Genomic DNA, 13,332 nt, shown 5'->3' with positions numbered 1-13,332 from the left:
GCAGCCGGCGAGGGTGTGTGCGATCACAACTGAACGCCCTGTCACATATAAGGACACCGGATCGTCACGATCGGTTTCCGATCGTGACACAGCCGGTGAATCAAGCACATGGGACGACTGCCGACGTGAATCGGCGATATCTCATGGATGGGGGTGCAATCCTACCTCCGTGCCGGGAAACGGCCGGAGGGAACGTGGCGGCATGCGCCACGTCGTTCGCATTCATACCGAGTGCCGGGTGTATATATAAGGTCGTCGTCTCGAGCGATCACTGCACGACGTTGGACAGTCACAAGATGTGACGACTCGAGCAGTGCGAGTCGAACTACGACGGTGAACGAGAGCTATCGGCGATCGGGCTGATTCGAACGCGAGGAGCCGGTGACGTGGCTGAGAAACGCTCGAGCGACGCGAAGCCCACCAGAGAGTGTCTCACGGAGGACCGGCGCGCCGTCGGCGAGCCACACGACCAGCACCACGCCAGCGAGCCCGAACTGGAGCAACAGATACGTCGACAGGTCGCCGGCGAGCACGGCGTTCCAGTAGCGGTTGAAGAAGTAGAGGAATCCCTCGATGACGCCCGGCCCAGGTGGTCGGCCGTCGACCGATGCGATCGGCCAGAGCATGAGTTCGACCTGGAGGACGCCTTGCCGGAAGACGGAGTCGACAATGTCGGCGGGAGGATGTGAGAGGTACCCGAGCCCGAATGCGAGTCCGGTTCTCGGGCGTGCGGCTGCGTGTGAGATGGTTCCGACGAAAATCGCCAGCGGCACCGCAAAAAAGATCGAGTGACCGACAGCGTAGCCGCTGTCGAACACGCCCAGCTCCCAGGCGAGTGGCTTGTCGATCAGATCCGGAAGGACTGACGCGAACACAACTGCGAACGCCTCGAGCCCGGTCGGCGACTCGCGGAAGCCAACGTGACAGCACAGCGAGTAGGCGAGATAGGCGACGATCGCGTGTTCCCACGGCCACATAGGATGGTGGTGCGGTGGGTGACGAATAGTTATGCAGCGCTTTTTATTGTCAAAAGGAGCAGTTCGGGCTTGCAGGTTGCGGTAGCCGGCGTCTTAGTCGGCGACACGGTAGAGTGGTAAGTATGTATTATGGATCGCGTACACCGGAAGAAGAAGCGAGCCGACTACGTCCAAACCGATCGGGTATCACGGATGAACGTCAGAAGATCGGTCGGTGGCCGGTCGAGAACGGACCGAACGTCATCCGTCACGCGGTCAGCCAGTCCGAGTCGAGCGGTGGTATAGATCGCAGCCATCACTCCGATTTTCGCAAGGTCTCGATCGCGACGATACTGCGAGGCGAGAAACCGGAAGATCGACGGGGCGGTGTATTCGACGTCGTGGTCCAGAACCAACGAAAGGAGATGGCACACCGTTTCGTAATCGACGGCTTCCGGTCCTGTGAGGTCGTACGCGCCGGTCAAGCCTGCCTGAACCGCTCGAACGGCGACGGCAGCGACATCACGCGCGTCGACGAAACTCGTCTTCCCGTCACCGGCGGGTACGGCTAGCCGCCCCTCACGAATCTCCTCGCGGTGGGTCGTTGATAGGTTCTGCATAAAAAAGGAAGCGCGCAGAAAGGTCGTTTCGAGTCCGGTCTCGGCGAGCCACGACTCGATACGGGCGTGGGGAACGAGCGGGTTTCGATCAGCACCGATGACAGAGAGGAAGACGACGTGTTCGACACCGGCACCGACGGCGGCAGCCAAGGCAGGAACCACGTCCCGACGAACTCGAGATAACGCCGGCGGTCGCACGAGAAATAGCGTGTCGACACCAGCAAATGCGTGGCGGTAGGTCGTCGGATCAGTGAAATCGAACGCGACGGTCGCACAGCGAAGCCGGTCACGAGCCTGGGCAGGCTCACGGCTCGCAGCAGTGACGGAGACGGTCGACGTGTCGCGGATGCCATCGACAACGTGGTGGCCGACGGTACCGGTCGCCCCCGTGACGAGAACATGGTTCATCACTTGTCACCGGCGAGCGGCGATTTCACGGGTTCGCGTGCGTGTGCGGTAAACGAGCGGAAGTTTGTGTCTAAGTACTTGCGACAGAACGGGCGGTCGGTTCGAGCCAGGAACCCGAAAATCGCGAGCGGCATATCCGTTACTTCGGCGAATCAAACTATAAACATGCAACTTCGAAGTGTCGAAGTATTGGTACCGGGAGCACATTTTACCCGATAATTCGAAACACGAAGTATTCGGTCATAGGCCGACAAGGACTCGATATGGACGGAGACGAAAGCGACGAGAGAAAATCAAACGACGGCGACACCCGTGCCGGTGGTTCGCCGCCGAACGACATCGAGACGGGTCCGGGACTGAACGCCGGGCGGACGCGGAAAACAGCGAGCGCGCTCCGCGATCGACTCGAGCCCGACGAGCGCGAGCAGGTCGAACACACCGTCGCGCAGTTGTTGGAGCTCTTCGGGAAAGCCCACGCGATGGCGATTCTCTCGGCGTTCGCGTTCGCCGACGAACCGCTTCGCTTCTCGGATCTCGAGGAGCGGCTCGAAGTGCCGGCGAACACGCTCTCGGAACGGCTCAAAGAGCTGGTTGCAGCCGGCCTGCTTCGACGTGAATCCTACGACGAGGTGCCGCCGCGAGTCGAGTACGAACCGACAGAGAAGGGCCGCGCGGTGTTCCCGGCGTTCGGACACCTCCACGCGTGGGCTATCGAATACGACCTCGAGCCGGTCGAAGACTGACTACGTGTCGCGGTTGAATCGGATCGTGAGGGCTAGAGGGCCAATAGTTCGAGTATCGAAGTAGCGAAGTGATTTCGAACTCACAGGTATATCCCCATGGTTGCCCTAGGACGACTGTGACTGACTACGCTATCGAGGCCCGCGACGTGGTGGTGACGTACGCGGACGGAACCGAAGCGGTTCGCGGTGTCGATCTCCTCGTGGAAACGGGGGAGTTTTTCGGCTTCCTTGGACCGAACGGCGCAGGGAAGACGACGCTGATCAAGACGTTGGTAACGCTGTTGTGGCCGACCGATGGCTCGGTGACGGTCAACGAATTCGACACCGTCGCAGAACCCCGGAGCGTGCGCGCGACGGTCGGGTACATGGCACAGGAGACGAGCATCGATCCGGAGCTGACGGCTCGAGAGAACCTCCGATTTGCGTGTGATGCATACGGCGTGTCGCGATCGAAGCGGGCCGATCGGATCGACGAGTTGCTCGAACTCGTCGAGCTAACCGACGTCGCGAACAAGGTCGCCGACGACTTCTCAGGCGGGATGAAAAAGCGCCTGGACGCGGCGACCGCACTGGTCCATCAACCGCCGCTGGTGTTTCTCGACGAGCCGACGACCGGACTCGATCCGGCAGCGCGAAATCGACTCTGGGAGTACTTCCAGCGGATCAACGACGAGGGGACGACCGTTTTCCTGACGACCCAGTATCTCGAGGAGGCCGACCAGTTGTGTGATCGGCTGTCAGTCATTCAGAACGGTGCGGTCGTCGCGGAGGGGACGCCCGAATCGCTGAAACGACGTGTCGGCGGCGAAATTCTCGCCGTCGAACTGGCGGATCCCGCCGAACGCGAGCGCGCGGTGGCAGTCGCCCGCAACGAATCGCTGTTCGCAGAAGGGGTGACGATCGAGCCGACCGAGTCGGGGCTGGCGGTGACCGCACGCGACGCGCGAACGCGCGGAACGGATCTGTTAGTCGCGCTGCGGGACGCCGATATCGGCGTGGTCGGATTCGACGTTCGCGCACCGACGCTCGACGACGTGTTCCTCGCGGTGACTGGAGAGCGAACCGAAGCGACCGCGACCGACGACGGCGATGTGCGAACCGAGGCGGTCAGTAACGGCGGTGACGCGAGAGAAACGACGGTGACAGACGACGGCGAAACGGGGGCTGCTGCAGACGCCGACGGGGTGAGCCGATGAGTGTGCAGACCGGCGACCGCCACGGCGGGAGCTTCGCAAGCGACGTATGGACCACGTTCATCCGGTGGACGATCAAGTCGATCCGAAACCCGTTCGTGCTCGTCGTCTCGCTCGTCCAGCCGATAATCTTCCTCGTGTTGTTCACGCAGGTGTTCGGCGGCGTCGCGACGAGTGCGCTCGAGGGGGTCACTTACGAGACGTATCTCGTGCCGGCGATCGTGATCCAGGTCGCGCTGGTAGCAGCGGCGACGTCGGGGATTGGGCTGGTCAACGACATCGAGAACGGCATGTTCGAGAAGACGTTGGTGAGTCCGATGAACCGAATTGCCGTCTTCGTGGGCAAGACGCTGGCCGAGATCGTCCGTATCATCGCGCAGGTGACGATCGTGCTCGGCTTGGGCGTGATGCTGGGTGCCGAAATCGCGACTGGTCTGGTCGGGGCCGTCGCGATTGCGGGCATCTGCGTCCTGTTTTCGGTCTGGTTCACGGCGTTTTCGAACGTGCTTGCGGTGGTGACCCGCGACGAGGAGTCGACGATCATCGGGGCGAACCTGCTCCAACTTCCTTTGCTGTTCGTCTCGAGTGCGTTCCTCCCACTGCCGGCGCTGCCGGCGTGGATTCAGACGGTTGCGACGTTCAATCCGATCACGTACGGCGTCGACGCCACCCGCGCGGTGATGCTTGGCGAAGACACGATGACGGTGATCGAAGTCAGCCGCTTTGGAGGTATGTGGGATACGCTTGTACCGGCGCTGGCCGTCCTCGTCTGCCTCGCGCTCGCTTTCGGTTCGGTAGCAATTTGCGCGATCAGCCGCGCTGCCAGCGCCGACGTTCGGTAACGTCCCGACGAGCAGCGCCATCGATGTGGGACCAACCGATACCATTTAGCGAGCCCAGTCGTACGGCTCGCTATGGACCAGTCGGGATTCGTCAAACTCTCGCTCATCGGATTTGCGCTCGTGATCGCGAGTTTCGTCATCCGTGGACTGAGCCGGATCGTCCTCGAGGTGGCACTCGCGGATCTCATTCAGGCACCGCTGGCGATCGTCGGCTTCGGGCTGCTCGTCTATCTGTTCGTCAGGGCAACCCTCGACTTCGTGGGCCTCTGGTCGATCGAACGCGGGGAGACATGAGCGGAAGGAAACCGTTTTTCGACCGCCGCGCCAAGTCCGGGGCATGACAATCGACGTGCAGGCGATTTCCGATCTCGGGCCGGACGACCGCGCAGCCTTCTTCGAGCGCGACGCCGGCATCGAGGCGGTCAGGGGAGACGTCCGCGACATCGTCGACCGGGTCCGCACCGAGGGCGACGTCGCCGTCCGCGAGTTCACGAGCGAGTTCGACGGCGTCGAAGTCGGTAACCTAGACATCACCGACGAGTGCGAGCGGGCCGCCGACGAGGTCGACGACGAGATCCGCGACGCGATCGAGACGGCCGTCGCGAACGTTCGTGAGTTCCACACCGCCCAGCTTCCGGAGGACTGGCAACGAGAGTTCGGCGAGGGACGGACGCTCGGGCGGCGGTTCCGCCCGCTCGAGCGCGTCGGCGTCTACGTGCCCGGCGGATCGGCGGCCTACCCCTCGAGTGCGATCATGGGGATCGTGCCGGCAGTCGTCGCTGGCGTCGATCACGTGTCGGTGGTGACGCCGCCGGCCGACGAACTGAACCCGGTGACGCTGGCGGCGATTCACATCGCGGGTGCGGACGCGGTCTACAGCGTCGGCGGCGCACAGGCGGTCGCGGGGCTGGCCTACGGAACGGAGACGATCACGAGCGTCCAGAAGATCGTCGGCCCCGGCAACAAGTGGGTGACCGCGGCCAAAGCCGAGGTTCGCGGCGACGCCGAGATCGACTTCCTCGCAGGACCGAGCGAAGTCGTCGTGGTGGCAGACGAAAGCGCGGACCCGGCGTTCGTCGCCGCGGAACTCGTCGCCCAGGCCGAACACGATCCGAACGCCTCGGTCGTGGCAGTCACGGACGACGAGACGACCGCCGACGCCGTGGCTGCAGCCGTCGAGGAACAGGTCGACGACCGCGACCGCGCAGAGATCATCCGCGAGGCGCTCGCAAACGACGCGAGTGGGGTCCTCCACGCGCGCTCGATGAGCGAGGCGATCCTCTTTACGGAGGCATACGCCCCCGAACACCTCTCGATCATGGCCGACGACGACGAGTCGCTCCTGGAACGGATCGATAGCGCGGGCAGCGTCTTCCTCGGGCCGAACACGCCCGTCGCCGCGGGCGACTACGCCAGTGGCACCAACCACGTCCTGCCGACCGACGGCGGAGCGCGCGTGACCGGCGGCCTCTCGGTCGAGACGTTCCTCCGGTCGACGACGGTCCAGCGACTCTCCAGCGAGGGCCTGGCCGAACTGGGCGAGACGATCACGACGCTCGCCGACGCGGAAGGGCTCGAGGCCCACGCCGCGAGCGTCCGACTCCGGCTGGACGACGAGACAGACTGCTAACGGGCGGTAATCCGTGATTGACCGGCTGGAAACAGGTTACGGAACCGCATATCGGTTTTACGTAGCTGGACCACGGAGTAGGCGATGAGATGGAACCGCGTGTCGATCCAACGGACCGGCGCGTCCTCGAGCGCAACTACGATTATGCCCAGCGGAACGTGCGGCTCCTCTCGATGTGGTACGACTGTGAGCTCGAACGAATGCTCGAGTTGCTGGCAGAACACGAGATCGAACTGTCGCGAAACGATCGACGGCAGTTCGGTGCCAGATACCGGCTGTGCCGGTAGCGCTCGAGCCGCCGTGTGTCACTGCACGCCCATCGTCCGACGGCCCCGCGATCAGCGTGAGTTGGGCCGGTAGGAACGAGGATCGAACGCGGTCGCAAACAGCGCTGTAACCGAATTTGGCTAGTCACACAGTCTTCGGAGGGCGTCACAGTTAACATCGTTGCGCCGGAATGGGTTGGTATGAGCACGGACAGTATGGACGGCGGGGAGGCTGACACGCGTCCGAAGATCGAAGTGACCGAAGACGCGGCCGAGCAGGCCCTCTCGCTGCTCGAGGGAGAGGACCTCGACGTTTCGGAGGCCGGCCTCCGGCTGTTCGTCCAGCAGGGAGGCTGTGCCGGTCTCTCCTACGGGATGCGCTTCGACGACGCACCCGACGAGGACGATACGATCTACGAACACCACGACCTGCGCGTCTTCGTCGATCCGGCGAGCCTGAAATACATCGAGGGCAGCGTCCTCGACTACGAGAGCGGGCTGCAAGCCGAAGGATTCCACGTTGATAATCCCAACGTCGTCAGCGAGTGTGGCTGTGGCGAGTCGTTCCGGACGTAACCGCGTTTACGCTCGGCTTCGAGCGCCCTCGGCGACACCATCCGCGCGAACGCGCGACGCTGTATTCTCGGCTCTCGTCGGACGGACTGTGTGAAAACGGAGTGTGAGCGGGTAGCAACCGATCGAGTCTCGCCGTCGGCTCGACGGTCGGCAGGTTACTCCTCGAGTTCGAAGGCAACGGTGACTTCGGCCTGGTACTCCCGGTCGTCGGCGCTTGCGATTTCGACGCCGAGTTCGTCGACTTCGATCCAGTGGACGTTCTGGAGGGTCTCTTCTGCACGGTCGATCGCGTCGTCGGCTGCTGCGTCGAAGCTCTCGGGACTGGTTCCGATGAGCGTGATTTTTTTGAAGACCATCGCCCTTGGCACTACGTCACAACCTGACGTAAAACTGATCGTCATTTCAGGGTCGTGAGGGCGCTCGTGGCGTCGCCTACTCGGTTCGTGCCTCGAGGCGCTCGCGGATCGCACCGGAGACGTCCGCGAGGTAGGCACCGCCCCACAGGGCGACGACCAGCCCGCCGATCGAGTTGAATACGAAATCCAGCATCGTGTCGTCGAGGCCGTACTGGGTGAGCACGGCGTCGACGCCGAACGCGTCGGCAGACAGTGCGATAGCGAACTCGAGAACCTCCCAGAGGACGCCGAAGGCGAGGACGAAAAGCAGGATGAAGACGGCGACGAACCGACGGGGGAAGTGAATCCCGTCGGCGTGCTCGTGGAGCGCGCGGACGGTGGCATAGCCAACGCCGGCGACCAGTGACGCCGACAGCGCGTGGGTCATGTGGTCCCACCACCAGACTTGACTGTAGAGGGTCCGCGTTGCACCCGGTAAGCCGACGGTGCCAAAGGCATGGAGAAAGACAGCGGTGGTGATCCACAGCGTCAGCCGCGGGTCCATCGGGATCTCGTAGTCACGCTCGAGGATCGGCGGGAGTTGTGTCACGGCCAGCGCCACGCCGGTATTGATCACGATGCCGGCGTTTCCTCGGTCGATGCCGACGAACAGCATGCCGACGAGCCCGAGTTCCATGACGTAGGTAAGTTGGCGCTGGCGCTCTCGAGACGGCAGCAACCGAGAGAGGTTACGCATTGTCGCCCTCCGCGATGGACAGCTCGTCAGGCCGACAGTGTTCGTGGCGACCGAGCCGTCGGAAGTACAGTTCGAAGACGATACCGGCGCCGAGCCCGGAGATCGTGGAATACACGAACTCCCACATCACGGCGTCGTGGTCGGTGGGAAACGGGACAGCGAGGAGGCCGGCAGCGCTCCATCGAAAGAGCGCCCACAGGGCAGCAGCGGCCATCGTCGTGACGGCGACGAAGATGACTGCGAAACTCGAGGTCATCCGCACGGTCGTAAACGTCTGCAGTTCGACGGCGAAGACGAGCGCGATTGCCGCGACCGAGAGATACGAGGCGACGTGTCCGGTCAGTCGCTCCGAGCCAAGCGCGAGTCCGAGGACCGGCAGCGCCGCGAGCAAAAGCACCTCCCATGGAATCATAGCCACCCACGACCGAAGGGTCAGCGGCGGCAGTAGTGCGAGGGCAACGAGGACCATCGCAAACGTCGTCCAGAGGAGGCCACCGGTCACGAGTTCACCGAGACCGATGAGCGCGATCGCGACGACCAGGAGCCACGAGAAGGCCGCGTTGGTCCGACCGTCGGCGATCAGTTCTTCGAGTGATGTCTGAGACACGCGTGGTCGTACTGACCGTTCTCACAACACAAAAGCGTAGTCGTCACGCGGTGGCCATCACGACGGCACGACGAGCAGGTAGACGGTCGCATATGCGGCCAACGCAACGGCCACGGCTGCCACCGTCGTGAGCCCGGTCTCGAAGACCGCGTCCACGGACGGACGCCACCGGTTGCGCGCGCCGAAGGGACGCCAGTACGACTCCTGGACGACGCCACAGAGGAGGCCGACGCCCAGGATCGAGAAGACGAAATGGTAGGAGACCTCGAGCGTCGGCGGCGTCACGGCGAGTGCGGCGACGCCGTAGACAGCGCCGACGGCAGCCCGGCGGTCGACGCCCGCGAGGACCGATCGATCGGTGACCCGATACACAACCGCGATCGCGAACGCGATCGTGGCGAGTTCGATCGCGAACGCACCGAGCAGGTGCAGCGTCGGATCCGAGTGGAGGACGACGCGTGACTCGAGGCCCGGCGGGCCGAGCGGGAACAGCCAGTCGGGGGGTGCCCCGGTAACCAGATCGCCCCATGGGTGCGACCAAAGGCCCCAGAGCGCGGCGAGAGTCACCGTCGTCGGCGCCAGTGTCGAGCGCCGCGCGACTCCACGGGAAACGAGGACGCCACTGGCTGCGAACAGCACCATCACGAACGCAGCGAGGGGACTATCCCAGAGGAGCGCAACCGCGACGAGGGCCACGAGGACTGCGAGTCCGGCGATGTGGCCGGCGCGCGAGCGTGCCGAGCGCCCGCGGACGGCGAGCAGCCCGAACGCCGGCGCGGCGACCGCCCCGACCACCAGCGAGTGGGTGACCGACCGGTGGACGGCCCGGCTCGCACCCCAAAAGGCCGCCGGCGCTCCGAGTTCACCGCCGAGAGCCTGCCACTCGAGCAGGCCGACGAGCGCGTACGCGACGTCGATGTCCGGGATCGCGGCGAACACACCTGCGACGGCGCCGACAAGCAGGGCCGGTCGGCGATCCCATCCTCGCCAATCCGCGACCAGCGCCGCGACGGCGAACGCGAGTAAGCCGTGCCCGACGAACATGGATATATCGGGTATGTGGCGGGTCGGCTTAAGCGACTCGTAGCCGTGCCAACAGACACCACACGCAGTCTGTGGACGACGATCGGGGCGCTCGATGGAGCCGTATATCCAGCCAACGGTGGCAAACGGGCGGCTGTCGTTCGCCGCTGCCGGTAGGTCTTTGCAAGTGGCACGCGAGCACACGCCCATGGCTCAGCAACCGTCGACCGACGTGGATCGCGCGCCATCCGTTGGCGAACTCACCCCACCGGATCGAACCCTGATGGGGCCCGGCCCGAGCGACGTCAACCCGCGCGTGCTGCGGGCGATGAGCACGCCGCTCGTGGGCCATCTCGATCCCTCGTTCATCGAGATGATGAACGAGGTCCAGGAACTGTTGCGCTATACCTTCCGGACGGACAACCAGTGGACGATCCCCGTCTCGGGGACCGGCTCGGCTGCAATGGAAGCCGCGATCGGCAACGTCGTCGAACCCGGTGATACGATGCTCGTCCCGACCAACGGCTACTTCGGTGGCCGGATGGCCACGATGGCCCAGCGAGCCGGCGGCGAGGTCGTCGAAGTCGACGCGCCGTGGGGCGAACCCCTCGAGCCCGACGTCGTCGCGGACGCATTGGCAGAACACGACCCCGATATCTTCGGGTTCGTCCACGCCGAGACGAGTACGGGCGTCCTCCAGCCCAACGTTTCCGACCTGACGGCTGCAGCCCACGACCACGACGCGCTGGTCATCGCCGATACCGTCACCTCGCTCGGCGGCGTCGAACTGCGCGTCGACGAGTGGGACATCGACGTCGCCTACTCGGGCCCACAGAAGTGTCTCTCCTGTCCGCCGGGAGCGAGCCCGCTGACCCTCTCGGACGAGGCGATGGACAAGGTCCTCTCGCGTGAGGAAGACCCCCGCTCGTGGTACCTCGACCTCTCCCTGCTCGAGGGCTACTGGGGTGACGAGCGCTCCTATCATCACACCGCGCCGATCACGAACGTCTACGCGCTTCGGGAGGCACTGCGACTCGTCGCCGAGGAAGGGATCGAACAGCGATGGGCCCGCCACGAACGACTCGCCGGCGCGCTCAAAGCCGGCGTCGAGGCGATGGGTCTCGAGATGAACGCCCCCGACGAGTACTGGCTTCCGAGTCTGAACGCCGTCCGCGTCCCCGACGGTATCGACGACGGCGCGGTCTGTGACGCCTTACTCGAGCAGTACGACCTCGAGATCGCGGGCGGCCTGGGCGATCTCGCCGGCGACATCTTCCGGATCGGCTGTATGGGCTACTCCGCACGTCCCGAGAACGTGATTTACGTCGTGACGGCGCTGGGTGACGTCCTGGAGTCAATGGGAGCAGACGTCGAGCCGGGCGAAGCCGTAACTGCGACGCGACGTGCGCTGAAAAAATAGGGAGTCGACTGCGGTACGCTGCCGTTTCTATGCCGATGCTCGGGGTCCTGGAGGCGCTCGTTCGACCTGATAGTCTTCCCCGTCGACGACGATAATGGCCCACTCGTAGTTCGGATTCGTCCGCTCGAGCCGTGCCTCGAGGTCGTCGGCATCATCCGGTTCGGCGACGAAACAGTGGAACTGTCCCGACGATGCGGACGGAAGTTCCCCTGTCTCGAGGACGGTGTTTACGTGGACGACTTTCCACGCACGTTCGGCCCGAAACTCGGGGCCGTTTCCTTCGACGGTGTAACCCAACTCTGCGAAGATCGACCTGGCCTGCTCGACGAGTCGCATGTTAACAGGACCCATTCGATACCACCTATGGGGCCATCCCTCATAAATGTTAGTACGTGACAAAGATTCGCCGTTTCACTGCGCGTCTTCGAAGCAACCTGCAATAGTTTCGATCATCTGTGTCACAGGTGAGGGAATCGCGACTAGTAATGAGGAGCGACTATCTACCAACGGCGAGGCCACGACGAAACGCGGGCAGCACGAACGACGGTCGCGAGACCGACGTACCGACCGTTACTCGTGGGCGGCGTCCCACTCGGTCGGTTTGCGGAAGTTGCCACACTGGTTGCACTTGATCCGGCCCATCGCGTCCATCGCGGTATCGAGAGACTCACAGTTCGTACAGAACCAGCCATAGCGGCACTCGGCATCGCTGGACTCGTAAGCGACGAGGAACGGCCCTTTCGATCCCTTGTCGCCCTCCGTCTCCGAGATGTAGACGGTGTCGCCGTCGTCGGTCGACCAGGCTTGCATGCCCGGCGATAGCGTCGCTTCCGATAAATGACTGTCTTTCCGGCGTGGCTGTGCTGACACGCGGCGACCAGCTCCTACGACCTCGACCAGACTTCGTGTCAGTACCACCCACTCGTGACAGGTTCGCAAGGGTGACAGTCCGTACTGAAAGGTTTACCCGCGCGGAAATCGTCCGATTGGCTAATGTCGCTGGTCGTCGTTCCTGTTCGATATCCCTTGTCAAAGCACTCGCGGAGAACGCTCGAGCGGGCGATCGAGATTGCTCGGACGCGAGATGCAGCGTTGACGGTTCTGCACGTGAATCTCTACCAGAACGGGAAGAAAGTGACACGGGTCGATCTGAAAAACGCCGTCGAGAAGGCGTTTGGTCGGATCGAACGGGCCCGGTATGTCGTCCGGACCGGCTTTCTCGTCGAGGAAAGCATCCTCGACGAGGTCGCCGCAGAAGGTGCCGATATCGTCGTAATCGGGTCCAAACAGGCGAGTCGGCTCCGACGACTCTTCCAGCGCTTTACTGACAACCCGGACATCGACCAGTATCTGCGGCGCCACCTCGACTGTGAGGTCATCACGGTCGAAAGCGCACGCGCCTGAGCGGTACCAGCGAGTCGCCGCGATTACTCGTGGGCTCCCGCGTTCCGAACGACAAACACGGGAATCGAGGCGTTGTCGACGACCCGCTCGGAGACGCTGCCCAGCGACGTGACCTTTTCGCGCGGACTCTTCCCCCGCGTCCCGATGACGATCAGATCGATTTCTTGTTCGTCGGCGTACTCGAGGATCGTTTTCGACGGCGTCCCGTGTTGGACGTCACTGACCGTCTCGAGGCCCTCGTCGGCCGCTCGCTCTTCGACGGCGGCGACGGCTTCCTGTCCTTCGTCCTGGAGCGAGCGCTCGAGGTCCGTACTGGTCTCGTCGTCGGCGGCGGCAGTGATGCGGCTGTCGACGACGTACAGTGCGTGCACCGTCGCGTCGTTGTCGGCGGCGATCGACAACCCGTGCGTGAGCGTCTCGGAAATCGTGTCGCTTCCGTCCGTGGGAATGAGAATATCGTCGTACATCTGTCGGTCAGGTTTCGAATTGGTCCGGACCCGGTATAAATCACACCCACGATACGAGTCGCTGGGAGCGTCTCATACGGTTTGT

Annotated in this window: 19 protein-coding genes; 9 read left to right on the top strand and 10 right to left on the bottom strand. The window is 63.6% G+C overall.

The annotated features are described in order from the left end of the window. Window positions 1–344 precede the first annotated feature (344 nt). The 3 genes from ACERI1_RS04335 to ACERI1_RS04325 form a co-directional block, all read right to left on the bottom strand. Window positions 345–977, bottom strand: a complete 633-nt coding sequence (locus tag ACERI1_RS04335; protein WP_373616823.1) for a metal-dependent hydrolase — start codon at window positions 975–977, stop codon at window positions 345–347. A 164-nt stretch (window positions 978–1,141) separates the two neighbouring features. Further along, on the bottom strand, window positions 1,142–1,984 hold the full coding sequence (locus ACERI1_RS04330; protein ID WP_373616821.1) for an NAD(P)H-binding protein: 843 nt from the start codon (window positions 1,982–1,984) through the stop codon (window positions 1,142–1,144). Next, window positions 1,984–2,118 carry a hypothetical protein gene (locus tag ACERI1_RS04325; protein ID WP_373616818.1) on the bottom strand — a complete coding sequence of 45 codons (135 nt, stop codon included), beginning with the start codon at window positions 2,116–2,118 and terminating at the stop codon, window positions 1,984–1,986. The genes ACERI1_RS04330 and ACERI1_RS04325 overlap by 1 nt, the downstream gene beginning before the upstream one ends. Window positions 2,119–2,247: 129 nt before the next feature. Here ACERI1_RS04325 and ACERI1_RS04320 point away from each other — a divergent pair, with 129 nt between their 5' ends. The 7 genes from ACERI1_RS04320 to ACERI1_RS04290 all read left to right on the top strand — a co-directional run bounded on the left by ACERI1_RS04320 (window position 2,248) and on the right by ACERI1_RS04290 (window position 7,234). Further along, window positions 2,248–2,727, top strand: coding sequence for a winged helix-turn-helix transcriptional regulator (locus ACERI1_RS04320; protein WP_373616817.1), 480 nt, complete (start codon window positions 2,248–2,250; stop codon window positions 2,725–2,727). Between the two features lie 116 nt (window positions 2,728–2,843). Beyond that, window positions 2,844–3,923 carry an ATP-binding cassette domain-containing protein gene (locus ACERI1_RS04315; RefSeq protein ID WP_373616816.1) on the top strand — a complete coding sequence of 360 codons (1,080 nt, stop codon included), beginning with the start codon at window positions 2,844–2,846 and terminating at the stop codon, window positions 3,921–3,923. Next, window positions 3,920–4,762, top strand: coding sequence for an ABC transporter permease (locus tag ACERI1_RS04310; protein ID WP_373616815.1), 843 nt, complete (start codon window positions 3,920–3,922; stop codon window positions 4,760–4,762). Before ACERI1_RS04315 ends, ACERI1_RS04310 begins: the two co-directional genes overlap by 4 nt. Before the next feature lie 72 nt (window positions 4,763–4,834). Continuing rightward, window positions 4,835–5,056 (top strand): hypothetical protein, encoded by a 222-nt coding sequence (locus ACERI1_RS04305; protein WP_373616814.1) that lies wholly within the window; start codon window positions 4,835–4,837, stop codon window positions 5,054–5,056. 43 nt (window positions 5,057–5,099) lie between these two features. Next, a complete protein-coding gene (hisD, locus tag ACERI1_RS04300) occupies window positions 5,100–6,392 on the top strand; it encodes a histidinol dehydrogenase (protein ID WP_373616813.1) in 1,293 nt (430 codons plus the stop codon). Window positions 6,393–6,481: 89 nt separating this feature from the next. Beyond that, window positions 6,482–6,679, top strand: a complete 198-nt coding sequence (locus tag ACERI1_RS04295; RefSeq protein ID WP_373616811.1) for a hypothetical protein — start codon at window positions 6,482–6,484, stop codon at window positions 6,677–6,679. Between the two features lie 180 nt (window positions 6,680–6,859). After that, the gene (locus ACERI1_RS04290) at window positions 6,860–7,234 is read left to right on the top strand and encodes a HesB/IscA family protein (RefSeq protein WP_373616810.1); all 375 of its coding nucleotides are present in this window, start codon (window positions 6,860–6,862) and stop codon (window positions 7,232–7,234) included. Between the two features lie 155 nt (window positions 7,235–7,389). Here ACERI1_RS04290 and ACERI1_RS04285 read toward each other — a convergent pair whose 3' ends face one another. From ACERI1_RS04285 to ACERI1_RS04270, 4 genes are all read right to left on the bottom strand, one after another. Further along, complete coding sequence (locus ACERI1_RS04285; protein ID WP_008014475.1) at window positions 7,390–7,590, bottom strand: dodecin; 201 nt, start codon at window positions 7,588–7,590, stop codon at window positions 7,390–7,392. A 76-nt stretch (window positions 7,591–7,666) separates the two neighbouring features. Beyond that, window positions 7,667–8,326 carry a hypothetical protein gene (locus tag ACERI1_RS04280; protein ID WP_373616809.1) on the bottom strand — a complete coding sequence of 220 codons (660 nt, stop codon included), beginning with the start codon at window positions 8,324–8,326 and terminating at the stop codon, window positions 7,667–7,669. Beyond that, window positions 8,319–8,933, bottom strand: coding sequence for a hypothetical protein (locus tag ACERI1_RS04275; protein WP_373616807.1), 615 nt, complete (start codon window positions 8,931–8,933; stop codon window positions 8,319–8,321). Before ACERI1_RS04275 ends, ACERI1_RS04280 begins: the two co-directional genes overlap by 8 nt. Window positions 8,934–8,990: 57 nt before the next feature. Further along, entirely contained in the window at window positions 8,991–9,977 is a 987-nt protein-coding gene (locus ACERI1_RS04270; RefSeq protein WP_373616805.1) for a metal-dependent hydrolase, read from the bottom strand. 187 nt (window positions 9,978–10,164) lie between these two features. On the opposite strand from ACERI1_RS04270, the gene ACERI1_RS04265 reads away from it, so the two are divergent. Continuing rightward, window positions 10,165–11,376 carry an alanine--glyoxylate aminotransferase family protein gene (locus ACERI1_RS04265; RefSeq protein WP_373616803.1) on the top strand — a complete coding sequence of 404 codons (1,212 nt, stop codon included), beginning with the start codon at window positions 10,165–10,167 and terminating at the stop codon, window positions 11,374–11,376. Window positions 11,377–11,403: 27 nt separating this feature from the next. On the opposite strand, the gene ACERI1_RS04260 is transcribed toward ACERI1_RS04265, so the two are convergent. Then, window positions 11,404–11,712, bottom strand: coding sequence for a hypothetical protein (locus ACERI1_RS04260; protein ID WP_373616842.1), 309 nt, complete (start codon window positions 11,710–11,712; stop codon window positions 11,404–11,406). Window positions 11,713–11,946: 234 nt separating this feature from the next. Then, complete coding sequence (locus tag ACERI1_RS04255) at window positions 11,947–12,186, bottom strand: DUF5816 domain-containing protein (RefSeq protein ID WP_373616801.1); 240 nt, start codon at window positions 12,184–12,186, stop codon at window positions 11,947–11,949. Window positions 12,187–12,369: 183 nt separating this feature from the next. Here ACERI1_RS04255 and ACERI1_RS04250 point away from each other — a divergent pair, with 183 nt between their 5' ends. Further along, window positions 12,370–12,780: a universal stress protein gene (locus ACERI1_RS04250; protein WP_373616800.1), complete on the top strand. Its 411-nt coding sequence runs from the start codon at window positions 12,370–12,372 to the stop codon at window positions 12,778–12,780. 23 nt (window positions 12,781–12,803) lie between these two features. On the opposite strand, the gene ACERI1_RS04245 is transcribed toward ACERI1_RS04250, so the two are convergent. After that, complete coding sequence (locus tag ACERI1_RS04245) at window positions 12,804–13,247, bottom strand: universal stress protein (RefSeq protein WP_373616799.1); 444 nt, start codon at window positions 13,245–13,247, stop codon at window positions 12,804–12,806. Between the last annotated feature and the right edge of the window lie 85 nt (window positions 13,248–13,332).

The sequence above is a fragment of the Natrinema sp. HArc-T2 genome (assembly GCF_041821085.1).
Lineage (GTDB): Archaea > Halobacteriota > Halobacteria > Halobacteriales > Natrialbaceae > Natrinema.
This window is presented reverse-complemented; position numbering and strand designations above follow the sequence as displayed.